The sequence below is a fragment of the Xenorhabdus sp. PB61.4 genome (assembly GCF_963894935.1).
Lineage (GTDB): Bacteria > Pseudomonadota > Gammaproteobacteria > Enterobacterales > Enterobacteriaceae > Xenorhabdus > Xenorhabdus stockiae.
Window position 1 is genome coordinate 1 of sequence record NZ_CAWQJR010000173.1, and the last position, 25,185, is coordinate 25,185.

Genomic DNA, 25,185 nt, shown 5'->3' on the forward strand with positions numbered 1-25,185 from the left:
CCGGCAGGTAAGCTCTGTAAGCCTGCCCACCCTTGTTCTCTAAACTTTTTCAGCCAACGCCAAACGGAAGATTCGGCGCAACAAAGTATCCTCGCCACTTGGGGGACAGAATGTGTTTTACCCAGTAGAAGTATCCCCATGATCCGCCGAGCATAATTTTTATCAGATGTTTTTTGAACGATTTTTTTCATCTGCCGACGTTCATTTCGTGAAGTGGGTGGTATGATGAGCATGACTCGATCCTTTTTTCTGTGATTTTGCGTTTTGGGAACAAAAATTTCGCAAATTTAGGATCGAGTTTCTTTGATACTCCTACCATTTTGACAAGCTATTTAATATTCCGGGTTAATATTTTATCAACAGTTGTATAATTACTTATAAATAATTCTTCGTTCACTCATTAAATAAGAAATAAATTAAATCATTCAACATCCACTAAAAAAATAGTCTGTATCGAAAATGCTGTAAAATGAAAATTTATGTAAAAATAATTTAGATAAAGTTAAAGAATTCTTTAAAGTCAATATGATATATTTGGCAGACTCATAGCTACATTATAAAGCTCAGATAGCCAGCTTTCTAGGGATCATTGATAACCATCTACTCATTAAAGTAGTAACTTTAGCGAGTAACTATAGATCACCAAAGAGAAAATTTGAAAGATGTTGAGTATATATCCAATAAAAAAGTGGTAGAATAGCGCCTCTGCTTTTATTATTTTGGATTTATAACTAATGAAGTATCTACAACAATCTGAAACTAAAACGTATTCAGGCATAAAACTGTTTTCCGACCTTGTCGGGAAACGTATTACACCAGGGCTACACTGGCACTCCTCGAGCAATCGGGCGAAATTTGCTTTACGCAGTTTTTTTACGCCGGTTTCTACATTTAAACTATTGGACAGAATTGCCAACACACCTATTTATCAGGATATTTTAAAAAAACAACCGAGTTTACCCTGTAAACCACATCGTCCATATTTAAGTATTAATTTCAAACGAAACCAGATTGTTCATGCAATTAGTGAGCATTATAAAATTTTATTTCAACAGCTTGCTCCGACTGTTATTGACAAGATATTTAATACTGATGCTTATTTACTGGCAACTATTCAGGGGAAAAACGAGTCGTTTAATATATATATAGACTCTTTGGATAATCTGAATAAAGAAGGTGAACTATCTTTATATATGACTACAGAAGAGAATGTCATTCTGGCAAAATGTGCATTCACTTTATTAAAAATTAATGGCAAGCAAACTTTATTTATCGGTGTATTACAAGGCCCTGCTAAAGGGGATAATTCTCTGGATATTATCCGTAATGCAACAAAAGAGTGTCATGGTTTATTCCCTAAACGTTTACTGATCGAGTCTATTTGCCGTTTTGCTGAACATACCAACTGTGAGCAGATCTTAGCCGTCAGCAACGAAACTCATATCTATCGCAGTATCCGTTATTGGCATAAGAAAAAACACCTGATGGTGGCTGACTATAATGCGTTCTGGGAATCTCTGAGTGGTTCCAGAAAAGATAATAACGATTTTCATCTGCCATCAATCATTGAAAGAAAACCACTGGATGAGATCCCCAGCAAAAAACGCTCAGAATATCGTCGCCGTTATCAGTTACTGGATGATTTGGAGAGCCATATTAAAAGCGCTCTCACCCATTAATAATCATCACAAAAAACGAGTTTTCTGATACGACATTCAGCGAGGCTTCGCCATTAACCATGTAAGATGCGTTTTTATGGCAGGCCATTCGCTGAGTACTATACTGTATACGCAAGTATCCCTAATTGAGCCATTTTTTGCCCGTAAGTGATTGCGCAGTATGCCATCCAGCTTTGCCCCCAAGCGTTCAATTGCCCTGCGACTCTGTTGATTCAGAAAATGAGTGCGTATCTCCAACGCAACACAACCGAGTTTTTCAAACGCGTACTCCATTAACAGGTATTTTGTTTCTGTATTAATAGGCGTGCGTTGCGCTGATTTAGCATACCAGGTCGAACCAATTTCCAGCCTGGGAAGCGTGTCATCAATATTCATATAGGATGTCATACCTACTGCCACATTCCTTTGATTATCAATAACAGCGAAAGGTAGCATTTTTCCCTGTGCATGTAAGCCCAGACGGCGATCAATTTCAGCTTTCAAACCATCCGGAGCAGGTACATTAGCGCACCACAACTGATGTAATTGACCATCTTCAATAGCGTTGACGAACTCATCATGCCTTTCCTGCGTCAAAGGTACTAAAGTGACATGTTTTCCTGTTAAAGTGACTTGTTCAGTTATGTTTTGCATTATGTTGTTATCCTTGGATATTTTTACTTTTTACTGCTGCGCACTATTTTTAAAGACAACCTATGAATAAGGCTGATTTTTACCGACGGCAGGGTAACTGAAAAAATCCTCATTATCTTAAATGAAAGTTAAATAAATATTACATTCATGTGAAGTGTTTTTTGTGGGATTTATTCAAAATGAAACTTTATTTAACTAAATCTTCAAACCCATTGAGTAAGATGATTTCATGATATCTGTCACAATCAATTCACAAAGTGATTCCAATCAGACTGGAACCGTCTAAATTTGTACCAATCTCATCCGACCACTTAGCGAATAGCTAAGCCATATTGAAAACAATAATAATGTGTGAGTCGTCAAATTATTCGATGGAGACTGTAATGAGCAATTACCCTCACTTATTTACCCCTCTGGATTTAGGCTTTACTACCTTAAAGAACCGCGTCCTGATGGGTTCGATGCATACAGGGCTTGAAGAACATCCTGACGGAACCCGAAGGCTGGCTCAATTCTATGCCGAACGGGCTGCTGGAGGGGTTGCCCTTATTGTCACAGGGGGTATTTCTCCCAATCCACAAGGCGTAGTTTCGGCAGGTGCAAGTGTGCTGAACAGTGAAGATGAGTTACCTCACCATAAGTTCATTACAGATGCAGTACATCAAGCCGGTGGCAAAATTGCTCTCCAGATCCTGCATACCGGGCGTTATAGCTATCAAAAAAAACTGGTTGCTCCTTCTGCTCTTCAGGCTCCGATTAATCCATTTATCCCTAAAGAAATGACTGAAGAAGATATACAACAAACCATCAGTGACTTTGCGCGCTGTGCTCAACTGGCGCAGCAAGCCGGGTATGATGGTGTTGAAATCATGGGGTCAGAAGGCTATCTCATTAATCAGTTTCTGGTTGCCCGCACTAACCATCGGCAGGATCAATGGGGAGGCAGTTTCGAAAACCGCATGCGTTTTGCCATAGAAATTGTCAAAGCTGTGCGCGCTATCGTCGGGGAACAGTTCATCATTATTTATCGCCTTTCCATGCTGGATTTAGTGGAAGAAGGTTCCGACTGGCAGGAAATCGAGCAACTTGCTCAGGCCATTGAACAGGCTGGAGCCTCCATCATCAATACCGGTATTGGCTGGCATGAAGCCCGTATCCCGACAATCGCCACAATGGTGCCCAGAGCCGGATTTAGCTGGGTGACCAAAAAACTGATGGGAAAAGTCACAATTCCTTTGATTACAACTAACCGTATCAATGATCCCCATGTTGCAGAGCAGATACTCAACGAGGGCTGTGCCGATATGGTTTCTATGGCGCGTCCTTTTCTGGCCGATGCGGAATTTATGCTAAAAGCAGAACAAAATCGGGCGGATGAAATCAACACCTGTATTGGCTGTAATCAGGCGTGTCTGGACAGAATATTTGTCGGCAAACTGACTTCATGTCTGGTCAATCCACGCGCCTGCCATGAAACAGAATTTATTGCTGAACCCGTGACTTCTCCTAAAACTATTGCCGTAGTCGGAGCCGGGCCGGCGGGTTTATCCTTCGCTACCACAGCCGCCAGCCGCGGGCATCATGTCACATTATTTGAGCGTGAAAATAAAATTGGCGGGCAATTTAATATTGCTAAGCAGATCCCGGGTAAAGAAGAGTTCCATGAAACACTGCGCTATTTTGAACGCCAGTTGGCACTGAATGGTGTTGACGTCAGACTTAATCACACTGCAACAGCAGAACAACTTGCTGCGTTTGATGAAGTCGTCATTGCCAGCGGCATTACACCACGGACACCCGCTATTGATGGCATTCACCATGAAAAAGTCCTGACTTATCTGGATGTGTTAAAGCATAAACGTCATGTCGGGCCACGCGTTGCTATTATCGGTGCCGGTGGGATTGGTTTTGATACTGCGGAGTATCTGAGCCAGAGTGGACAAAGCACCAGCCTGAGCAGCCACGCATTCTCTCAGGAGTGGGGGATCGACCAGACGCTTTCTCACCGAGGTGGATTACAGCCAGAAGGCGCACGAGTGGAACTCTCGCCCCGGAAGATTTATCTGTTACAACGCAAAGAGACTAAAGTCGGGGAAGGTCTGGGTAAAACCACTGGCTGGATCCACCGGGCCAGTCTCTCGATGCGTGGCATCACGATGCTGAATAATGTTCAGTACCTGAAAATTGATGATCAAGGATTACATATCAGCCGTGAAGGTGAACAGCAATGTCTTGAAGTCGATAATGTGGTGATCTGCGCAGGACAGGAGCCTCTGAAAGCGCTGTATCAGCCACTACAGGATATGGGTAAAAGTGTACATTTAATTGGTGGAGCCGATGTCGCAGCCGAGCTGGATGCCCGCAGAGCGATTGATCAGGGAACCCGGCTGGCAGTAAAGATTTAGTGCAGAAATGAAAAGTTAATACAAATGAAGCGCGGATAAAAGAAGAGTGACAATAAACCTATCACTTATTGTCACTCTTGCTGTTTATCATTAGCGCCGTGCTAACTCTTCAGGTACCTGTTTGGCATCTTCAGCCTGACAGGCTGCGGCAGTAAACAATACATCTGTTGAGGAATTCAGGGCGGTTTCAGCCGAATCCTGCAATACACCAATAATTAAACCTACCGCAACAACCTGCATGGAGATCTCATTGGAGATACCGAACATACTGCACGCGAGAGGGATTAATAATAATGATCCACCTGCTATCCCTGATGCTCCACATGCTGCAATTGCTGAAACCACACTCAATAGTATCGCCGTTGGAATATCAACAGGTATACCCAGTGTATTTACCGCTGCCAGCGTCAATACCGTGATGGTCACCGCAGCACCCGTCATATTGATCGTTGCTCCCAATGGAATTGAGACTGAATAGGTATCCTCATCCAGATTCATACGGCGGCACATTGCCATGTTAACCGGGATATTGGCAGCAGAACTGCGGGTAAAGAAAGCGGTCACACCACTTTCACGCAGGCAGTCAAAAACCAGTGGGTAAGGGTTGCGACGTATCTTCCAATATACAATTAATGGGTTAACAACCAGTACAACAACAATCATACAGCTCAGAAGTACAACCAATAGATGTCCATAACCGAGTAATGTATCGAAGCCTGTTGTGGCAATAGTGGAAGCAACCAGACCAAAAATCCCGAGAGGAGCCAGACGAATAACAACACGAACAACCTGAGTCACCGCTTCAGCCAAATCCTGAACCACTGATTTGGTAGATTCCTTCGCGTGGCGTAATGCGATACCCAGCCCGATTGACCATGCCAGAATACCAACATAATTCCCTTTTAATATCGCATCAATTGGGTTAGCAACCACATTGAGCAATACTCCCTTCAATACTTCAATGATATTATCTGGTGGTGACATTTGAGCTTCATTCGTCACCAGTATTAATGTTGACGGGAATAAAATACTGCCGATCACAGCGACAACAGCAGCAAGGAAGGTTCCCATAATATAGAGAACGACAATCGGTCGGATATTCGTTTTCTGGCCTTTCTTATGATTAGCAATAGAAGACATAACCAGAACCCAAACCAGAACCGGTGCAACTGCTTTCAAAGCACCGACAAAGAGCTCACCTAATAAGCTGGTTGATTGAGCAGCAGAAGGCATTATCCATGCCAGTAATATCCCTGCAATTAATCCGATAATAATTTGTGTGACTAGGCTTCCCTGTACAATATATTGCACAAAGCCTTTTTGTTGTTTTTCCATAGCCTATCCATTTGATATTTTGGCTTAATCAGCCTGTTGGTTTTGTGTTTGCTTTTCCAGTAGTAGGAAAGTTCAGAAAAATGAAAATAATAATTAATAAAAATATACAACCAACTCAACAAGTGATAACAAAATAGTCACATTTGTGTGATCCATTCTACACATTTCCTATTTCATCAGGCATCCCTGAAATCCCAAAAGGAATGAGGATTAAAATTTATATTTTACAATCAAAATGTTATATGAATTACCCGCTTTGGCGATAGTCACCATCACCGGCATTATCTCCAATATTATTTATGGATTTTTTTTACTATGTGATGATAAAACGAAGTTTTTCTGGCTGGAAAAAGCAGAAATACAGCTATACAACAGGGAAAATCAGAAAACAGAGTTATTTTATGCAAACTTCTTAACTGAATTAATTAATTGATATCTCTGGACGATATTACTTTTATATTCATACAAATGTTCAATTGCTCACCAAAATTTTCTGTTTCACTACTGATGATTTTGTTAGAGTGTCCCTGTCATTTATTCATGCCATTCGAAAGGAGTTTGAAGGATCATAATTGTCAATCCGTATATAACTTTTTGTATATTATGATTATTTAATAGTAAAAAATCATAAATACACCATAAAAGTAAGATGTAATCCTTAACCCGCGTTTTAGGAACATTTGATGGAAATTGTAACAGACCTTATTTATGCACTTTGGCACCAAGATTACGCAACACTATCTAACCCATCATTAGTTTGGGTCATTTACCTTCTGCTATTCACAATCCTGTTTCTGGAAAATGGGGTGTTACCTGCGGCATTTTTGCCCGGTGATAGTTTACTGATATTAGTTGGCGTTCTGGTTGCTCAGGATACAATGGATTTTTCCATTACATTAATTGTTCTTACCGCGGGTGCGAGTCTCGGTTGCTGGGTTGGCTATCTTCAGGGACGCTGGTTGGGGAACACAAAATTAGTGCAGGGATGGCTGTCCCATCTTCCTCCCCATTATCATCAACGTGCCCATAATCTCTTCCATCGTCATGGCTTGTCAGCACTGCTAATCGGCCGTTTCATCGCTTTTGTCAGAACATTACTGCCCACACTGGCAGGTCTTGCCGGGCTGAATAATACACGTTTTCAGATATTCAATTGGCTCAGTGGTTTCCTATGGGTCATTATCCTGATGACTCTGGGCTATGCCCTCGGTAAAAGCCCCCTATTCCGCGAGTATGAACAGTATCTGATGAACTTTCTGGTGCTGCTGCCTGTAGGTCTGTTACTGATCGGTTTAATTGGTAGCCTGACGTTTATCTGGCGCAAAAAACGCACAAATAATTCTACCCAATAATTCTCCCTCTTTATTTCCCCTGTAGCATTGCAGATAACCATGTTGCAGGGGGTTTGAACACCAATTCCTGCTATGTATTTCGGATTAATCTGTCGCATCATGTGATAATTTTTCACCATCTTGCCTTTAAACTCCTTATAAAAACGTCTATGGTAGAAATTCATTCACCGTATATATACGAGGAGAATTCCATGCCACAGAAAAAAAACTCTGACGAATTACGTGCTGAATTACAGTCCCTTGCGGATACTCTGGAAGAAGTTCTCAACAGCTCTGGTGAACAATCCAAAGCAGAACTGGAGAAAATTCGCAATAAAGCAGAGAAAATGTTGAAAGATGCCCGCACTGTTATCAGTGATGCCGGCGATAAACTCACAGGCCAGACCAAAGAAATAGCCGGTCGTGCAGATAATTATGTCCGCGATAATCCCTGGACTGGTGTGGGTATCGGTGCAGCAGTAGGCATCGTACTGGGTGTATTACTGGCAAGACGCTAATATCTAATATGACGCAATTACCCCATTCACAAGGCCCGGGGAGAGGAATATTTAATACCTTACGGCGAGTAGCAACTCTGATTGTCGGCATGGTTGAAACCCGAGTTCAGCTTGCAGCAGTTGAGCTGGAAGAGGGCGCCGCCACGCTGGTGAAATTACTGTTGCTGGTAGGGTTCACGCTGTTATTCGCAGCCCTTGGCATAACATGTTTGTTAATACTGGTCTTTCTGGCCGTTGATCCGGTCTACCAGATGACCATTATCGCTATTGCCGCAGGAACCTTACTGCTTCTCGCCGTGCTTGGCACGATTTGGACTATCAGAAAATCCCGCCATCTGGCTTTTTTTAATGCCACCCGAGAGCAACTCAGAATCGATCGCAATATGTTGGAAAATGACCATGAATAAGCCGCGACGCCTGCAACGGAAAGAGCACAAGCAGGCATTACTGCAACAAATCCAGCTACAGCGTCAGTCTCTTTCAGAGCACGGTCAACAGTGGCTCGCCCTTACCCGCACTTACGATCATAGCTGGCAGACACTGCTCTCTTTCAAGCCTTATTTTGCGGTCGGCAGTGGCATATTACTGCTCTATGGCATCCGCCACCCTAAAAAGCTTTATCGTTGGTCGCTCCGTATGCTTGGCGTCTGGAAACTCATTGATACTGCCCGTAATATCTTTAACAGGCGTTAATATTTTCTACCGGATTATTCTTTTTCAAATCTCTTTACGTATATTGAGGTATTCCTTCAAAAAAATTGCATTAAATTGTTAATATTCCTTACTATCAACCAATGACACCTCTCCTTAGAATACTCTCCATCAACAAATACCATCAATAAATGATGAGCTTAATTGTGCTTTTTAGAACACACGCCTGGAGACGTTCATGAAAAAATTTGAAGATAGTGGTTTATTAGTCGCACGTATTTTAATTTCAGTCCTGTTCATTATTGCAGGCTATGGGAAGTTAGGGAGTGCTTATGCAGGCACACAGGAATTCATGGAAGCAATGCACGTGCCCGGCATTTTACTGCCACTCACTATCTTGCTTGAACTCGGCGGCGGCCTCGCTGTGCTGTTCGGATTGTTGACCCGTACGACAGCCGTATTTACTTTTATTTTCTGTATCCTGACCGCACTGCTGTTCCACTATGATTTTTCAGATGGTATGAACCAGACGATGTTCCTGAAAAACTTCTCTATCGGTGCAGGTTATCTGTTGCTGGCAATGATGGGACCGGGCAAATTCAGTATTGACCGTTTGCTGAAAAAGAACTGGTAATTACCTGCCATAATACAAAATACCCTCATACATCAAAGCCCCTCACTCAGGGGCTTTTTGATAATGGCTACTTGAATAATTTAGGAATTTCCCGCAGGCACCATGCCTTGGCTTCTCCCATCCGGTCACGCCGCCATGCCATAATAATGTTAGTTTCATGGATATATTCCGAACCAACAACCCGCAGACGGCCTTCTGCAATATCTTTCTCCACCATCGGATAGGGCATTGTTGCGACCCCCAGACCGGCCAACAGCGCCCGCCGTTTATTTTCCAGAGAACTGACCGTTAACCGGGGTTGCTTATCCAGTAGCTGGACTGTCAGCACCGGGCGTTCTCTTGCCGTATCAGCTACCGCTATCCCGCGGTATTTAACCCGCGTAGCATCGGATAAAGGTTCCGGTTCATTGTGGATAGGATGATCCATACTGGCAACATAAACATTTTTGATGGAGTAAAGAGGGCGTGAGTTGATTTCTGCTGATGCCCTGAAATGAAGATCTGGCGCAATGACAATATCTGCATAGCCAGTTTCCAGGCGTTCCCAGGCACCTGCCAGCACTTCTGTAACCAATGAAAGCTGAGTATTCGATTTATTCGCCAGCTTGTCCACAAGGGGAAAAAGTGACTCAACAGGAAACAAGGCTTCACAGACGATAAATAAATGGGTTTCCCAGCCACGAGCAAGCGCCTGTGCATCTGTGGTGAGCTTGTCCGCTGCTTCAAGCAGTACCCTGCCCCTATCAAGCAACATTCGGCCAACATTGGTAAATTTTGTCCGATGTCCGGAGCGGTCAAACAGCACAACATCCAGCTCTTCTTCCAGTTTCTGCATGGTATAACTTAATGCAGAGGGCACTCTTCCCAATTCATCCGCTGCGGCCGCAAAACTTCCCCGACGTTCTATTGCATCCATAACCCGCAGGGATTCCAGTGTTAACGCTCGTTCTTTACCCATAATTCTTTACCCATATATGTCCGTTACCCACAATTTCTCAGTCAGTAAATTTGAATATAGGGAGCAGATTAACTGGCTAACATTTCAACGTCCAGATAATTAAGATTGAGACTGACAGTGTGTGGCAAGGAGAACATACTCATGATAATAACCAGAACAGCAAATCAGTGTGGAAAAGCCGACTACGGTTGGTTAAAAGCGCAGTATACTTTTTCATTCGGTCACTATTTTGACCCAAATTTTTTGAACTACGGGGCACTACGAGTACTTAATCAGGAAATACTTGCCCCACAAACAGAACTCAAGCCAAAGGCTTATCCTCATGTCGATATCCTGAATATTATTCTACAGGGTGAAGCGGAATACCGTGATAGTGCAGGAAACTACATTCAGGCTCATCAGGGAGACTGTCTGCTATTTTCCGCTCGTCAGGATCTACGCTACAGCGAGCATAATCTCAGTAAGAAAAAACCGCTGCATCGCCTGCAAATCTGGCTTGATGCCAAGCCACATCAGGCTCCGCAACCGGTACAGTGCAAGAAGCTGTCAGCTCAGCCACTCATATTACTGGCTTCACCTGCTTCCGGAAAAAACAGCATGCACCTGCGCCAATCAGCGTGGATAAGCTACCTTATGCTACAAGCTGGTGAGGCTCATAACGTACCGTTACAAGGGAGACGTGCTTACCTACAATCTGTCAGCGGTAATGCTGAAATTCATACTGACAGCAAATCTGGCACAGCAACACATGCCAGTATCAGGTGTGGGGATGGGATATTTATTCAGGATGAAACACAACTGAACCTGCGGGCAACTTCTGCATTTCAGGGGCTGCTGATTGATTTGGGAAATCAATCATCCTGATCCACTTTCTGATTAATATCCTAAATAAAAGAAGAAGCCCCATAAAGCTGACGCTTTATGGGGCTGAATCTGTGGAGTTGGCCGATAAGCCGGGTTCTGTCGTGGACAATCATTCATCTAGGCCAGAACTTACGCGCTGGCTCAAGCAACCTACCCGGGTTCGATACGGGCCGTACCATGTGAACCTCTATTTGGTCTTGCTCCGGGTGGAGTTTACCGTGCCACGGACTGTTACCAGCCGCGCGGTGCGCTCTTACCGCACCCTTTCACCCTTACCTGATCTCAGCTTCTCACGAAGAAAAGTGAGCCATCGGCGGTTTGCTCTCTGTTGCACTGGTCGTAGGCTTTCACCTCCCAGACGTTATCTGGCACCCTGCCCTGTGGAGCCCGGACTTTCCTCCCCTTTACTTTTCCCCGAAGAGAGCAGTAAAGCAGCGACTGTCTAGCCAACTCCGGCGCGGATTATAAGGGGTTTATTTCCTGATGTATAGGAGTTTTCATACATCCCCTTATTTTCTCATTTTCATATTTCAGCTTCATTTTGCTCAATAGCATAGCGATACAGAGCATTTTTCTTCACGCCATGAATCTCAGCGGCCAAAGCCGCTGCTTTCTTCAACGGCAGCTCTTTTTGTAATAATGCCAGTGTCCGTAATGCTTCCGGCGGGAGGCTGTCATCTGCGGGTTTGTGATACCCCTCGACAATCAACACCATTTCTCCCCGACGGCGAGTTTCATCCTCCCTGACCCACGCCAGTAATTCTCCCACAGGCATACCCTGAATAGATTCCCATGTTTTCGTCAGCTCTCGCGCCAATACCACATATCGCTCTGCTCCCCAGACTTCAACAATATCTTCTAAGCTGTCCAGCAAACGATGAGTGGATTCATAGAAAATCATTGTCCTTGATTCCTGAGCCAAATCACGCAGCGCATCCTGACGCCCTTTGCTTTTGGCTGGCAGAAAACCTTCATAGCAAAACCGATCTGAAGGCAGACCGGCAGCAGATAATGCCGCAATTGCCGCACAAGGCCCCGGCAACGGAACAACACTAATTCCGGCTTCACGACAGCGGCGGACAAGGTGATATCCCGGATCATTAATTAATGGCGTTCCGGCATCAGAGACGAGCGCAATACTTAAACCCTGTTGTAATTTCGCAATTAATTGATCTGCTTTCTGCTGTTCATTATGATCATGAAGTGCGAACATGCGCGCATTAATGGCAAAATGTTGAAGTAACAGGCCGGTATGTCGCGTATCTTCGGCAGCAATCAAATCGACATGTTTAAGAACTTCAAGTGCGCGCTGAGTGATATCCCCCAGATTTCCGATAGGAGTTGGCACAACATACAGCGTAGATGTCGTAACCACTGCTCGATTGGTTTGATTCATTGTTTCATCCGAATGACCGATTTAAAATTGAGCATCTTTGAAAAAAACATCACTGGATACAGTATGCTTCCCTCAATTTTTGTGCGTTTCAAAACTGGTTTAGTCTGCACAGCATTGCTGACAACTATGATTATTGCAGGGTGTACCATGCCTACACCACAAGGGCAACCACCTTCTGAGCCACAAGACAAGATCAGCGCAGAGATTAACCGCTATCAGGCCATTATTGATAATGCCGGCAACCAGCCTTCTCTGGAAGTCATCCGTGCTTATATTGCACTGGAACCCAATATAGAAAATGAAGCCGCACATCAGCAAAATATTGATGATACTTGGCAGGCCCTGACTCATCTTACTTCCCAGCAGCTCAGTGAACTGGTCATTAATGCCAATGAATACACTCTTCAGGGTTGGCTCGACCTGCTCAACGCTTATCAGGCTAATAAGCAGGATGCGGACAAACTTCGTTCGGCCATTCGGGACTGGCAAATTCGTTATCCGGAAAACCCCGCTGTTCAGAGCTTGCCTTCTTCTCTGAAACAAATGTTACATGTTACTCAAAACCAACAGGCCAGTATCGGGCTTTTCCTGCCTTTGAGTGGTCAGGCGAAAGCATTTGGTGATGCAATTCGTCAGGGGTTTCTGGATGCACAAAAAGGATTGCCAAAGCCTGAGCTACCTGTAAGTACATCCGCTGTAACGCCTAGTGGCGCTGTCGATAATACTTCTGTTGATACCGATTCTGTTGACACGAATTCTGCTGATAGCAGCATTACCAACGCAGTGGAAGCCGATCAAGAAATAACAGCGGATACAACGGAAACGGATATGGCAGGGCAATTCACCATTAATTCAGTTCCTGTCAATCATCAGGTGGTGAAAATCTATGATACCGACAGCCAGCCTTTGGCTAATCTGCTGGCACAGGCGGAGCAGGACGGAGTAACACTCGTCGTTGGCCCTCTGCTGAAACCTCAGGTAGAACAGTTGGTACAGATAAATACTCCGTTAAATATTCTGGCATTGAATAAACCGGATACAACACAACTTCATCCTAATTTCTGTTACTTCTCCCTGTCACCTGAGGACGAAGCTAAAAGCGCAGCGCAGCACATCTGGCAGCAGCAGAAACATAATCCACTGGTATTAGTACCACGCTCCGTATTAGGCAACAGAGTGGCAAATGCCTTCGCAACTGAATGGCAGAAATTGGGGGGTTCTGAAGTATTACAACAATCCTTCGGTACAGTGGCGGAAATGAGACAATCTATGAATCGGGGGGCCGGCATCCGTATGTCCGGAACGGCAATTCCGGTCAGCAATTCTGTTCCTGACGACAATGAAACGCAATTTGCCGATACAACACAAGCAGATAAGCACTTAGCCGTTGTCACCAGCACATCTCGTGGCCCGGTTGATGCGGTCTATATTGTGGCAACAACCGATGAACTGACACTCATCAAGCCAATGATTGATATGGCAATCAGCTCCCGCAAAAAACCGGCTCTTTATGCCAGCTCACGCAGTAATAAAGCCGATGCAGGCCCGGATTTTCGTCTGGAAATGGATGGTATGCAGTTCAGCGATGTCCCATTATTGACGGGAGCGAATGTTCCACTGATGAGGCAGGCTGCCAGTAAGTTCGGGAATGATTACTCTCTGATGCGCCTCTACGCAATGGGAATTGACGCCTGGTCACTGGCTAATCACTTTACCCAGCTACAACAAGCCAGCGGTTTCAATATGAATGGCGAATCTGGTGAACTCTCTGCCACAAATGATTGTACAATATATCGCCAGTTGCCGTGGATGCAATTCAGCAATGGGCGCATTATGCTGGAGAGCCGTATGACAGAAAATAACGCAGCCGAAAATACTGACAGCACGCTGAACAGTGCTACAGAGAACTCAGCTACTGACAATCATGCTGGGTAGAGCCAGAATGCAGTAAGTCAGCCCGATAAATAACATCTTCTTTTGAGTGGTAATTTCAGGATGAAAAAGCCCCAAATTAATCGTTACGCGCAGGGATGCCATTACGAACAGCAGGTTAAACAGTTTCTGCAAAAACAGGGTCTTGTGTTTATTGCGGAGAATGTGAAAATTCGTGGCGGAGAAATCGATCTGATCATGCGTGACAAGCAGGTGTGGGTTTTCGTTGAAGTTCGTTTCCGCCAGAATGCACAATATGGTGATGCCATTGCTACAATTACCCAGAGCAAACGCAGAAAGTTATTGCATACGGCTTCGGTCTGGCTTTACCAGCGTAACGAATCTCTTGATACTGCGGCCTGCCGTTTTGATGTTTGCGCAATTACCGGTCAGAAATTTGAATGGCTGAAAGATGCCTTCAATTTAAATGAAAACCTATCTGATAGGTTCTGAATTTCAATAAATATATTATCAATAATATAGGTCATAACGTGCTGGATAGAATTAAAGTCTGCTTTACAGAAAGTATTCAAACGCAAATCGCAGCAGCAGAGGCATTACCGGACGCCATTTCACGCGCCGCAATGATGATGGTTCAATCACTGCTGAATGGCAACAAGATCCTGTGCTGTGGCAATGGCGGATCCGCCGCAACAGCACAGCGTTTTGCCGCCAGTATGATAAATAGATTTGAAACAGAGCGGCCAAGTCTGCCAGCATTGTCACTGAATGCTGATAATGTTGTTATCACTGCCATCGCCGGCAGCAGGCAGCCGGAAGAAATCTACGCTAAGCAGGTCCGGGCTCTGGGGCAGGCCGGAGATGTTCTGCTGGCTATTTCTACGCATGGTAACAGCCGGGCTATCATTAAAGCCGTAGAAGCAGCCGTTACCCGCGATATGACCATTGTTGCACTGACAGGTTTCGATGGCGGTGAGTTAGCAGGGTTACTGGGACCACAGGATGTGGAAATCCGTATTCCTTCCCATCACAGTGTCAGGATTCAGGAAGTCCATATGCTGACAATCAACTGTCTGTGTGACTTAATCGATAATACTTTATTTCCTCATCAGGATGACTAAGGAGCCAAATAATGCGGTTACTCTCTTTATTACTGGTATTTTGCAGCACAATGTTACTACAGGGGTGTATTGGTGCAGCCCTTGTAGGCTCCGCAGCAATTGCTACCAAAGCAGGTACGGACCCACGGACGGTTGGGCAACAGGTGGATGATACGACTCTGGAAGCCCGTGTCAGTAATGCCATAAGCAAAGATCCACAAATTAAGTCTCAGACCCGTATCGTCACGACGGTTTATCAGGGAAAGGTTCTGTTAACCGGACAAAGCCCGGATATGCAGCTGGCAGAGCGGGCAAAACAGATAGCGTCGAGAACTGAAGGTGTCAGTGTGGTCTATAACGAAATTAGACAAGGGAAACCCGTTTCTCTTGGTGCTGCCTCAGTGGATGCCTGGCTGACAACGAAAGTTCGTTCAAAAATTCTGGCCAGCGATGCTGTGAAGTCATCAAATATCAAAGTGGTGACTGAAAATGGCGAAGTCTTTTTATTCGGGATTGTAACCAGACAGGAAGGTGCTGATGCGGCGAAAATTGCCAGTGAAACTGATGGCATTAAACGTGTAACCACCGCATTTACTTATCTCGACTAACAACCGCCGGGTTATTTTTACAAGCAGAGCAGCATGAAAACAGGGCGCTCTGCTTGTACTTCTATATTCACCGTCTTTCCGGCAATACCACAACACTATATCTTCAGTTTATTCGAGTCAGAAAATGCTTCCCTCCCAATAACTGCATTTGACGTAATATCCATTGCTGGCGTTGCAGCACATAGGCAGAAGGTGCATCAACCCGATAGCGTATCGGATTAGGTAATACTGCCGCCAGAAGAGCCGCTTCAGAAGCGGTCAGCCGGCTGGCTGGTTTACCGAAATAGTGCCGGGAAGCGGCTTCCACACCAAAAATTCCCCTGCCAAATTCAGCAATATTCAGATAGACAGTCAGAATACGTTTCTTTGACCATACCAGTTCCAGAACCATTGCCATTCCCGCCTCCAGACCTTTCCTTACCCAACTGCGCCCTTCCCACAGGAATAAATTCTTGGCGGTTTGCTGAGTGATGGTGGAAGCACCACGTATCCGTTTCTGATCTTTTTTATTATGTTCCACCGCCATTTTTATCGCAGAAAAATCAAATCCCCAGTGTTCCGGAAACCGTTGATCCTCGGCAGCAATCACGGCTAATGCTATATAAGGTGAGATTTGATCTTGGTCCACCCAACTAGAGCGAGAAACATAAGATAAATTAATTGAGATTAACGCATCTACCTGTCTTTCCAGCATCACCATAGAAAACGGCACTGGCAGAAATGAAAATGTGATTACTGCAACAAACCATAAAAGAGTGATCGTAATCACAATTTTCTTCAACCAGCGCCATAATATTGAAAAAGGATTTCTCATCCTATTACTCAATCATTTCCAATATTTTTCTGACTAATTTATCGATCCCTATTTCAGCCTCAGACAAGGATTGAGCCAGCATATATGCTGGGGTTGTTACAATTTTGTTTTCAAAATCAATAACAATGTCGTCAACCGGGCATTCAACATGAACCCCGCCCATTTTCTCTATCTGTGATACCGTTTCAGGATCATTACCTATAGTGACTTTTATCGGTTCGCCTAATATTTTAGGCACCATCACAGGAGCAATACACATAAACCCCATCGGCTTGCCTTTTTTGTGCATATTATGAATAACACTAAAAAATTCTTTATTTATTTCACACTCAAATCCTTTAAAGGCGAAATTACTTAAATTTTTAGCTGCGCCAAAACCTCCGGGAACGATAAGTGCATCCAATGTATCGGCATTAATTTCAGATAATGGCTGAATATTACCTCTTGTTATGCGGGATGATTCTTCCATTATGTGACGTATTTCTTGTTTCTCCTCTCCATTAAGATGATTAATTACATGATGTTGTGACTCATCTGGAGAAAAAAAAGACATTTCAGCGCCTAAACGGCTCAAAGAGAGCATAGTTAGGACTGATTCATGGATTTCACTCCCGTCATAGACCCCACATCCACTTAATATCACTGCAACAGATTTCATATTTATCTCCATTTGTAGTAGATTAATGCTTAACCCCTTAGAGGGTTAAACACCAATCTTCATCACAGATTTTAATGAATCTTGTAACAAAAAATCTTATCTTTGCTATGTTGGTACTTGTGTTCTGTGTGAAAGAATTCTCAAATTACTCGCGCCTAAAAAAAATCTTAGATTAGCGGGTAAACAAGTTTCCCTGGTGTTGGCGCAGTATTCGCGCACCCCAACTTCGGTTGGGGTTATTTTTTTGTAGCGCCCGTTAACCAGTTTCTTAATGTTTCCGTATCATTTTTCCATTCCAGATTTAACTCATCTACCCACTCTTGTACGTTATCCCACCACGCGGGCAAACCCGGTGACTGGATCTGCTGTGCTAACTGTTGCAGGTGACGTAATCCCACAGAGCCAGCAGCGCCTTTAATTTTATGAGCCTCTTCTGCAATCCCTTTTTGGTCTCTCGCCGTCATATTTGAATCCAATAGGGCAAGGTAGCCTGGCATCATGTCCTCAAAAATGGACAGGTTATCGATGACCATTTTCGGCCCGACCAGATCGATATACTGGTTAAGCATCTCAGTATCGAGTAACTCTTCCTCTTTCTTCGGCTCAGTGAATTCCGGTAATACAGTTTCAGCCGCCGCTGACTTACCCCAGAATTTTTCCATTACCGCAGTCAATTCCTTAACAGAAAGCGGCTTACTGAGTACTTCATCCATGCCTGCATCAAGATATTCTTTTTTGTCTTTCAATACATTGGCAGTCAGCGCAATCAAAGGAGGAAGCGTGTGATTCGGATAACGTTGATGTAATTCGCGGGCAACATCCAGACCCGTCATATCCGGTAACTGAATATCAAGCAGCACCAGATCATATTCATCAGGATCAAACATATCCAGAGCATCGCCGCCAGTCATAGCCACATCGACACTATTACCCAGTTTCTCCAGAACAGAACGGGCAACAATCACATTCAGTTCAATATCCTCAACCAATAGAATATTGAGGGCTGGTAATGGCAATGCGTCTTCTTCTTCCGCCCCTTCCGGGTTTTCATCAATCGCAGGAGCAATGATAGATAAAGTAAAACAGGAGCCTTTTCCGACTGTACTATTGACTGTGATATCGCCACCCATAGCCTGTGCAAGCCGTTTCGATACTGCCAGCCCGATCCCTGTCCCGGTTGCCGGGCGACCACCAGCACTGTCTCGTACCTGATAATACATGGCGAAGATTTTTTCTAATTCATCAGCAGGGATGCCAATACCGGAATCAGTCACTTCAAACAGCAGGCGATCCCCTTTTTCACGCCAGATACGAACCCTGATCTCTCCCTTCTGGGAAAACTTCACGGCATTACCGATTAAATTCCATAGGATCTGGCGCAGGCGGGTTCCATCAGCCAGTATTCTGGCGGGCAGTGGCAGCTCAGGTTCCAATACAAAACGGATCCCTTTTGGCTGCGCCAGCAATCCGGATATGTTCTCCAAATCCGCTATAAAACTGGTAAAATCAATGGGCTGGCTGTCGAGCTGGACTTTTCGGCGTTCAATCTTATCCAACTCAATGATATCATTGAAAATATTACCCAGCGTGATTGCACTGACATGGATCGTTTTCAGATAGTTGCCCTGTTCTGGTGTCAGGTTAGTATCCATCAGGATACGGCTTAAACCGACAATGCCATTTAAAGGCGTACGAAGCTCATGGCTAATCGTAGAGATAAAAGTGGTTTTGTCCCTGCTGGCATTCTCCAGCGCATCCTGATAACGCTTACGCTCGGTTATATCGCGACCGAATCCCATCAGGCCATGCCTCTTGCCGATACGATCATAAAAAGGCACTTTTCTCAGCTCAAAACAGGCTTTGCGCCCATCAGGATAAACCAGCCACTGCTCATAGGTCAGTGAGACATTGTGCCGAAAGACTTTTTCATCCGTCTCCATTACCTTGTTGGCAATTTCTTTATCGTAGACTTCTGTCGGAGTCAGGCCAATCAGTTGCTTTTCACTTTTACCGGTCAGCAACTCCATTGCGCGGTTACAACCGGAAAATTCATTGTCTTCATTGCGGTAATAAACCAGATCAGGCGAAGCATCAAGAAACGAACGTAACAGAACGGATTGTTGTTCAAGTTCAATCTGTGTTTTTTCACGGTGCTCCATTTCTAATTTCAATTTATCCAGCAGAACCAGATGCGCCTGTTCCGCTTTTTCTCTTTCACCGATTTCCTGATTCAGTTGGGTAATATTGTCTTTTAGCTGTTGATTCAGTTTGGCATCACGCTGGCGCATTTCCTCCAGCTTTGCCACCAGACTGGATAAACGCTGGCGTGACTCTTCCAGCTGTTCCACAACAATAGAGAGAAAATAGACAGCCCACGGTGTGATTAATAAACCAAAGAAAATAGAACGGATTAAGTCAATACGCTGCACTTCCCCATGCAAGACGAAAGTTACGGCCATTTGCATCGTCATTGCCAGAATTACCAGAACAGACGCCAGTAGTAATGAAAAACGCACAAGCCCGAGCTTCATCATTAAATCAACGTAATATTGGGCAAGCCCCCTGATAAACTTCATAACAGCTCCAAGTAAAATCACCAGATTGCATCATAGCCTAAAAAAAGCCTGACTTCGTTAGGGGATATTATTTCCAATTCTCAAAAAGAATAAAAAAGCATAAAAACAGAATAATAAATCAACCCTGAATTTAATCACATACAATAGCCTAAAAAATAAACAATCATTTATACTTAACAAACATAAAATACATAACTACATTCTTACAAAAGCAATAAAAAAAGATTAATAAACTAATAAAAATCGATTTTAAAGCACATTTAAAACGCACTTTAGGTGTAGAATGGTGATATAAATCACATCACATCCAAGGCATGACACAGGTCACAAAACGGACCATTAACTAATATATACAATATATTCAATTAATTAACCTCATTACCAGCTCTAAGAACACCTTTAAACACAATTTGACCTACTTTATTTTTCTCGCTAAGTTGGGAATTCACTGAAAATCACCTGCTAGTTTTTTATCTAGCTCATATTTATGCAGTGCCCTTATACAGAAACACAACATCATTTTGCTGTCTGTTATTAGCGGTGAATGGTACTGCCGATAAGACAAGCAATATTTGACTGAGGGCGCAATTCAGACGCCTGTAGAAATAATGATTTATATCATCACGTAATTGATGTGAGAGTCGGACAGAACTTGAGGGATTTACCATGTTGTATGACAAATTACAGGAAAAAGATAACTGTGGCTTTGGGCTAATCGCACATATTGAAGGGGAACCAAGCCATAAAGTGGTGCGTACAGCGATACACGCATTAGCCAGAATGCAACATCGGGGAGCAATTCTGGCAGACGGGAAAACCGGCGACGGCTGTGGTTTATTAATGCAAAAACCTGACCGTTTTTTCCAGATGCTCGCTAATGAACAATCATGGCGACTGGCAAAAAACTACGCTGTCGGTATGCTGTTTTTAAGTCAGGATAGCCAAATCGCTCAGGTATGCCGCAATATTATTGAGCAGGAGTTAGAACAAGAAACCCTGTCTATCGCTGGATGGCGGGAAGTCCCCACCAATCAGGATATTTTGGGTAGTATCGCCCTGTCGAGCCTTCCCCGTATTGAACAGATCTTTGTCAACGCTCCAGCCGGATGGCGATCGCAGGATTTAGAGCGCAGGCTGTTCATTGTCCGGCGGCGCGTGGAAAAACGTATTACTGATAAAGATTTTTATGTTTGCAGCCTTTCCAATGTAGTCACTATTTATAAAGGGCTATGTATGGCGGCTGATTTACCACGTTTCTATCCGGATTTAGCCGATTTGCGGATGGAATCTGCGATCTGCCTGTTCCACCAGCGGTTTTCAACCAACACCGTTCCCCGCTGGCCACTGGCTCAGCCGTTCCGTTATCTGGCTCACAATGGAGAAATCAATACCATCACCGGCAACCGTGAGTGGGCAAGAGCAAGAGCTTACAAGTTCCGCACTCCTTTGATCCCGGATTTACAAACGGCGGCTCCTTTTGTCAATGAAACCGGCTCCGATTCCAGCTCACTGGATAACATGCTGGAGCTATTTCTCAACGGAGGGATGGATTTAATCCGCGCAATGCGTTTACTTGTCCCGCCAGCATGGCAGAACAACCCAGATATGGATGATGATCTGCGCGCCTTTTTTGATTTTAATTCCATGCATATGGAGCCGTGGGATGGTCCTGCCGGCATTGTTATTTCTGACGGGCGTTACGCAGCTTGTAACCTTGACCGCAATGGATTACGTCCGGCCCGTTATGTGATTACCAAGGATAAACTGATTACCTGTGCTTCAGAAGTGGGGATATGGGATTATCAGCCCGATGAAGTCGTAGAGAAAGGGCGGGTCGGGCCGGGCGAATTAATGGTGATTGACACCCGAAAAGGCCGGATTCTGCACTCTGCGGAAACAGATAACGATTTAAAAAACCGTCATCCTTATAAAGAGTGGCTGGAGAAAAATGTCAGGCACCTGACACCATTCGAAAAATTACCGGAAGCGCAGGTTGGCAAACGAGATTTGGATGATCGTATGCTGGCAACCTATCACAAACAGTTTGCTTACAGTAATGAAGAGCTGGATCAGATTATCCGCGTACTCGGTGAGAATGGTCAGGAGGCAACCGGATCAATGGGCGATGACACCCCGTTTGCCGTCCTTTCCAGCCGACCACGCATTATCTATGACTATTTCCGCCAGCAATTTGCTCAGGTCACCAACCCTCCTATTGATCCGCTGCGTGAAGCCCATGTCATGTCGCTCTCCACCCGCATCGGCAGGGAAATGAACGTCTTTTGTGAGGCAGAAGGTCAGGCTCACCGCTTAAGTTTCGAGTCGCCGGTACTGCTTTATCCTGATTTTGTGCAACTGACACAGCAGCAGGAATCTTATTACCGGGCAGAAACGCTGGAGTTAACCTTTAATCCACAGGAGAACACTCTCAAAAATGCCGTCTCAGCCCTGTGCGAACAGGCCGAAAAACTTGTCCGTGATGGTGCCGTCTTGCTGGTGTTGTCTGACCGCCAGATTTCCCCCGAAAAATTACCGATCCCTGCACCCATGGCTGTTGGGGCTATCCAGCATTGTCTGGTGGAAAAAAGCCTGCGTTGCGATGCCAACCTGATAGTCGAAACGGCCAGTGCCCGCGATCCTCACCACTTTGCTGTGCTGCTTGGATTTGGGGCTACCGCTGTTTACCCTTATCTGGCGTACGAATCCTTAGGCAAAATGATCGATGACGGCACGCTCACGACCCCATACGCCCGCGTAATGCTGAATTATCGGAATGGCATCAATAAAGGGCTATATAAAATCATGTCCAAAATGGGGATTTCCACAATATCCTCCTATCGTTGCTCTAAATTGTTTGAAGCCGTCGGTTTGCATTCCGAAGTCACAGAACTTTGCTTCAATGGTGTTGTCAGCCGTATTGAAGGGGCTGATTTCAGTGATTTTGAGCAGGATCTGCATAATCTCTCCAAACGGGCCTGGCTACACCGCCATACTATCGAGCAGGGAGGGCTGCTGAAATATGTCCACGACGGAGAGTATCATGCGTATAACCCTGATGTTGTCAGCACATTGCAGGCAGCCGTTCACAGCGGTAATTACAGCGATTACCAAAAATACTCACAACTCGTTAATGGACGCCCGGTAACAACACTGCGCGATTTATTGGCTATCTCACCAAAAGGTGAACCCGTTCCCATTGAAGATGTCGAACCCGCGGAAGAACTGTTTAAACGTTTTGATACTGCCGCCATGTCAATTGGTGCTCTGAGTCCCGAAGCTCATGAAGCGCTGGCTGAAGCAATGAATACATTGGGTGGTTTTTCCAATTCAGGGGAAGGCGGAGAAGATCCTGCCCGCTATGGCACGAAAAAAGTCTCCCGCATTAAGCAGGTTGCCTCCGGACGCTTTGGTGTTACACCGGCTTACCTAAGTAGTGCCGATGTGATTCAGATTAAAATTGCTCAGGGAGCAAAACCCGGAGAAGGCGGGCAATTACCGGGGGATAAGGTCACGCCATATATTGCCAGACTACGTTATTCAATCCCCGGTGTGACACTTATTTCACCACCACCGCATCATGATATTTATTCTATCGAAGATTTAGCTCAGTTAATTTTCGACCTGAAACAAATCAACCCCAAGGCTCTGATTTCCGTTAAGCTGGTTTCCGAGCCGGGAGTGGGAACAATTGCCACCGGGGTAGCAAAAGCCTATGCAGATCTTATCACTATCGCCGGTTATGACGGCGGAACAGGGGCAAGTCCTCTCTCCTCAGTTAAATATGCCGGCTGTCCCTGGGAACTTGGTCTGGTAGAAACCCAGCAGGCTCTGGTTGCAAATGGCCTGCGCCATAAAATCCGTCTTCAGGTTGATGGCGGGTTAAAAACCGGGGTCGATATTATTAAGGCGGCCATTTTAGGTGCGGAAAGTTTTGGCTTTGGCACAGGGCCGATGGTCGCCCTCGGCTGTAAATATCTGAGGATCTGCCACCTCAATAATTGTGCTACCGGCGTGGCAACGCAGGATGAGAAACTGCGTCAGTCCCATTATCACGGGCTACCGGAACGAGTGATTAATTACTTCCACTTTATTGCGCAGGAAACGCGTGAAATTCTGGCGCAACTGGGGGTCCGGAAACTAACAGATCTCATTGGCCGCACAGACTTACTTGAAATACTGGAAGGTATCTCTGCTAAACAAAGTAAACTCAATCTTAAACCTCTGCTGGAAACCGTGCAGCCCCACGAAGGCAAGGAACAACACTGTACAGAAGATAATCCGTCTTTTGATCCGGGAATTCTGAATAAAGCGATTGTTAAACAGGCCCTGCCTTACGTAGAAAAATCGCAGAGTAAGTCATTCTATTTCGATATCCAGAATACGGACCGTTCTGTCGGTGCTGCATTATCCGGCATCATAGCAACCATGCACGGTGATCAGGGGCTGGCGGGTAATCCCATAAAACTGCATTTTTCAGGAACAGCCGGGCAAAGTTTTGGGGTCTGGAATGCTGGCGGGGTTGAACTGACACTCACCGGCGATGCCAATGATTACGTTGGCAAGGGTATGGCTGGTGGAAGAATTGTTATCCTGCCTCCGGTTGGTTCAGCATTCAAAAGTAATGAAGCAACTATTATTGGCAATACCTGCCTTTATGGGGCAACCGGCGGAAAACTCTTTGCAGCGGGTCGTGCCGGTGAGCGCTTTGCCGTAAGAAATTCAGGCTCCATCACTGTGGTTGAAGGTATCGGCGATAATGGCTGTGAATATATGACCGGCGGGATAGTCTGCGTATTAGGTGATACTGGCGTCAACTTCGGCGCAGGCATGACCGGAGGATTCGCTTATGTTCTCGATGAATCCGATGACTTCCGCAAACGGGTTAATCCAGAATTAGTCGAAGTTCTCTCAATCGATACCCTTGCCATTCATAAAGAGCATCTGCGCGGATTAATCACTGAACACGTTCGCCTGACCAGCTCCCCACATGGTGAAAGCATTCTGGAAAACTGGTCACAGTGGGTCAATAAATTCGCACTGGTTAAGCCTAAATCCAGTGATGTCAGCGCGCTGTTGGGGCATCGCAGCCGTTCCAGCGCAGAATTACGGGTTCAGGCACAGTAGGAGTCAGG

Annotated in this window: 21 protein-coding genes and 1 other RNA gene; 13 read left to right on the forward strand and 9 right to left on the reverse strand. The window is 44.9% G+C overall.

The genetic code is table 11. From position 1 onward, the window contains the following. Positions 1-233, reverse strand: a 233-nt coding sequence (locus AACX68_RS13195) for a helix-turn-helix domain-containing protein (protein WP_228858021.1), incomplete at its 3' end; no start/stop codon positions are given. A gap of 501 nt (positions 234-734) precedes the next feature. On the opposite strand from AACX68_RS13195, the gene AACX68_RS13200 reads away from it, so the two are divergent. Beyond that, positions 735-1,679, forward strand: coding sequence for a VirK/YbjX family protein (locus tag AACX68_RS13200; protein ID WP_228858022.1), 945 nt, complete (start codon positions 735-737; stop codon positions 1,677-1,679). A 36-nt stretch (positions 1,680-1,715) separates the two neighbouring features. Here the strand turns inward: AACX68_RS13200 and AACX68_RS13205 are convergent, their stop codons facing one another. Further along, complete coding sequence (locus AACX68_RS13205) at positions 1,716-2,312, reverse strand: GNAT family N-acetyltransferase (protein WP_228858023.1); 597 nt, start codon at positions 2,310-2,312, stop codon at positions 1,716-1,718. A gap of 383 nt (positions 2,313-2,695) precedes the next feature. On the opposite strand from AACX68_RS13205, the gene AACX68_RS13210 reads away from it, so the two are divergent. Further along, complete coding sequence (locus AACX68_RS13210) at positions 2,696-4,717, forward strand: oxidoreductase (protein ID WP_228858024.1); 2,022 nt, start codon at positions 2,696-2,698, stop codon at positions 4,715-4,717. A gap of 90 nt (positions 4,718-4,807) precedes the next feature. Here AACX68_RS13210 and sstT read toward each other — a convergent pair whose 3' ends face one another. After that, a complete protein-coding gene (sstT, locus tag AACX68_RS13215; RefSeq protein ID WP_228858025.1) occupies positions 4,808-6,052 on the reverse strand; it encodes a serine/threonine transporter SstT in 1,245 nt (414 codons plus the stop codon). Positions 6,053-6,735: 683 nt separating this feature from the next. Here sstT and AACX68_RS13220 point away from each other — a divergent pair. From AACX68_RS13220 to AACX68_RS13240, 5 genes are all read left to right on the forward strand, one after another. After that, complete coding sequence (locus tag AACX68_RS13220; protein ID WP_228858026.1) at positions 6,736-7,404, forward strand: DedA family protein; 669 nt, start codon at positions 6,736-6,738, stop codon at positions 7,402-7,404. 191 nt (positions 7,405-7,595) lie between these two features. Then, positions 7,596-7,901, forward strand: a complete 306-nt coding sequence (locus AACX68_RS13225; protein ID WP_099122326.1) for a DUF883 family protein — start codon at positions 7,596-7,598, stop codon at positions 7,899-7,901. Positions 7,902-7,909: 8 nt separating this feature from the next. After that, entirely contained in the window at positions 7,910-8,308 is a 399-nt protein-coding gene (locus tag AACX68_RS13230; protein ID WP_228858027.1) for a phage holin family protein, read from the forward strand. Further along, positions 8,301-8,594 carry a YqjK-like family protein gene (locus AACX68_RS13235; protein WP_228858028.1) on the forward strand — a complete coding sequence of 98 codons (294 nt, stop codon included), beginning with the start codon at positions 8,301-8,303 and terminating at the stop codon, positions 8,592-8,594. Before AACX68_RS13230 ends, AACX68_RS13235 begins: the two co-directional genes overlap by 8 nt. Positions 8,595-8,790: 196 nt before the next feature. Beyond that, on the forward strand, positions 8,791-9,186 hold the full coding sequence (locus AACX68_RS13240) for a DoxX family protein (protein ID WP_228858029.1): 396 nt from the start codon (positions 8,791-8,793) through the stop codon (positions 9,184-9,186). A 67-nt stretch (positions 9,187-9,253) separates the two neighbouring features. Here the strand turns inward: AACX68_RS13240 and AACX68_RS13245 are convergent, their stop codons facing one another. Then, complete coding sequence (locus AACX68_RS13245) at positions 9,254-10,144, reverse strand: LysR family transcriptional regulator (RefSeq protein ID WP_099122323.1); 891 nt, start codon at positions 10,142-10,144, stop codon at positions 9,254-9,256. 141 nt (positions 10,145-10,285) lie between these two features. Here AACX68_RS13245 and AACX68_RS13250 point away from each other — a divergent pair, with 141 nt between their 5' ends. Continuing rightward, positions 10,286-11,008, forward strand: a complete 723-nt coding sequence (locus tag AACX68_RS13250) for a pirin family protein (protein ID WP_228858030.1) — start codon at positions 10,286-10,288, stop codon at positions 11,006-11,008. 69 nt (positions 11,009-11,077) lie between these two features. Here the strand turns inward: AACX68_RS13250 and rnpB are convergent. Beyond that, positions 11,078-11,462: RNase P RNA component class A (rnpB, locus tag AACX68_RS13255), an RNA gene on the reverse strand. A gap of 69 nt (positions 11,463-11,531) precedes the next feature. After that, positions 11,532-12,404, reverse strand: a complete 873-nt coding sequence (rsmI, locus tag AACX68_RS13260; protein ID WP_228858031.1) for a 16S rRNA (cytidine(1402)-2'-O)-methyltransferase — start codon at positions 12,402-12,404, stop codon at positions 11,532-11,534. A 63-nt stretch (positions 12,405-12,467) separates the two neighbouring features. On the opposite strand from rsmI, the gene AACX68_RS13265 reads away from it, so the two are divergent. The 4 genes from AACX68_RS13265 to dolP are packed head-to-tail and all read left to right on the forward strand — an operon-like array spanning position 12,468 to position 16,005. Further along, complete coding sequence (locus AACX68_RS13265; protein ID WP_228858032.1) at positions 12,468-14,339, forward strand: penicillin-binding protein activator; 1,872 nt, start codon at positions 12,468-12,470, stop codon at positions 14,337-14,339. A 60-nt stretch (positions 14,340-14,399) separates the two neighbouring features. Beyond that, the gene (locus AACX68_RS13270) at positions 14,400-14,789 is read left to right on the forward strand and encodes a YraN family protein (RefSeq protein WP_099122318.1); all 390 of its coding nucleotides are present in this window, start codon (positions 14,400-14,402) and stop codon (positions 14,787-14,789) included. A gap of 38 nt (positions 14,790-14,827) precedes the next feature. Beyond that, a complete protein-coding gene (diaA, locus tag AACX68_RS13275) occupies positions 14,828-15,418 on the forward strand; it encodes a DnaA initiator-associating protein DiaA (RefSeq protein WP_099122317.1) in 591 nt (196 codons plus the stop codon). 11 nt (positions 15,419-15,429) lie between these two features. Beyond that, entirely contained in the window at positions 15,430-16,005 is a 576-nt protein-coding gene (gene dolP / locus AACX68_RS13280) for a division/outer membrane stress-associated lipid-binding lipoprotein (protein ID WP_228858033.1), read from the forward strand. A 103-nt stretch (positions 16,006-16,108) separates the two neighbouring features. Here the strand turns inward: dolP and mtgA are convergent, their stop codons facing one another. The 3 genes from mtgA to arcB all read right to left on the reverse strand — a co-directional run bounded on the left by mtgA (position 16,109) and on the right by arcB (position 20,053). Beyond that, positions 16,109-16,819, reverse strand: coding sequence for a monofunctional biosynthetic peptidoglycan transglycosylase (gene mtgA / locus AACX68_RS13285; RefSeq protein WP_228858034.1), 711 nt, complete (start codon positions 16,817-16,819; stop codon positions 16,109-16,111). A gap of 4 nt (positions 16,820-16,823) precedes the next feature. Continuing rightward, on the reverse strand, positions 16,824-17,477 hold the full coding sequence (elbB, locus tag AACX68_RS13290; protein ID WP_228858035.1) for an isoprenoid biosynthesis glyoxalase ElbB: 654 nt from the start codon (positions 17,475-17,477) through the stop codon (positions 16,824-16,826). Positions 17,478-17,713: 236 nt separating this feature from the next. After that, positions 17,714-20,053, reverse strand: coding sequence for an aerobic respiration two-component sensor histidine kinase ArcB (gene arcB / locus AACX68_RS13295; RefSeq protein WP_228858036.1), 2,340 nt, complete (start codon positions 20,051-20,053; stop codon positions 17,714-17,716). Between the two features lie 666 nt (positions 20,054-20,719). Between arcB and gltB the strand changes: the two genes are divergently transcribed. Further along, on the forward strand, positions 20,720-25,177 hold the full coding sequence (gene gltB, locus AACX68_RS13300; protein WP_228858037.1) for a glutamate synthase large subunit: 4,458 nt from the start codon (positions 20,720-20,722) through the stop codon (positions 25,175-25,177). Positions 25,178-25,185 lie beyond the last annotated feature (8 nt).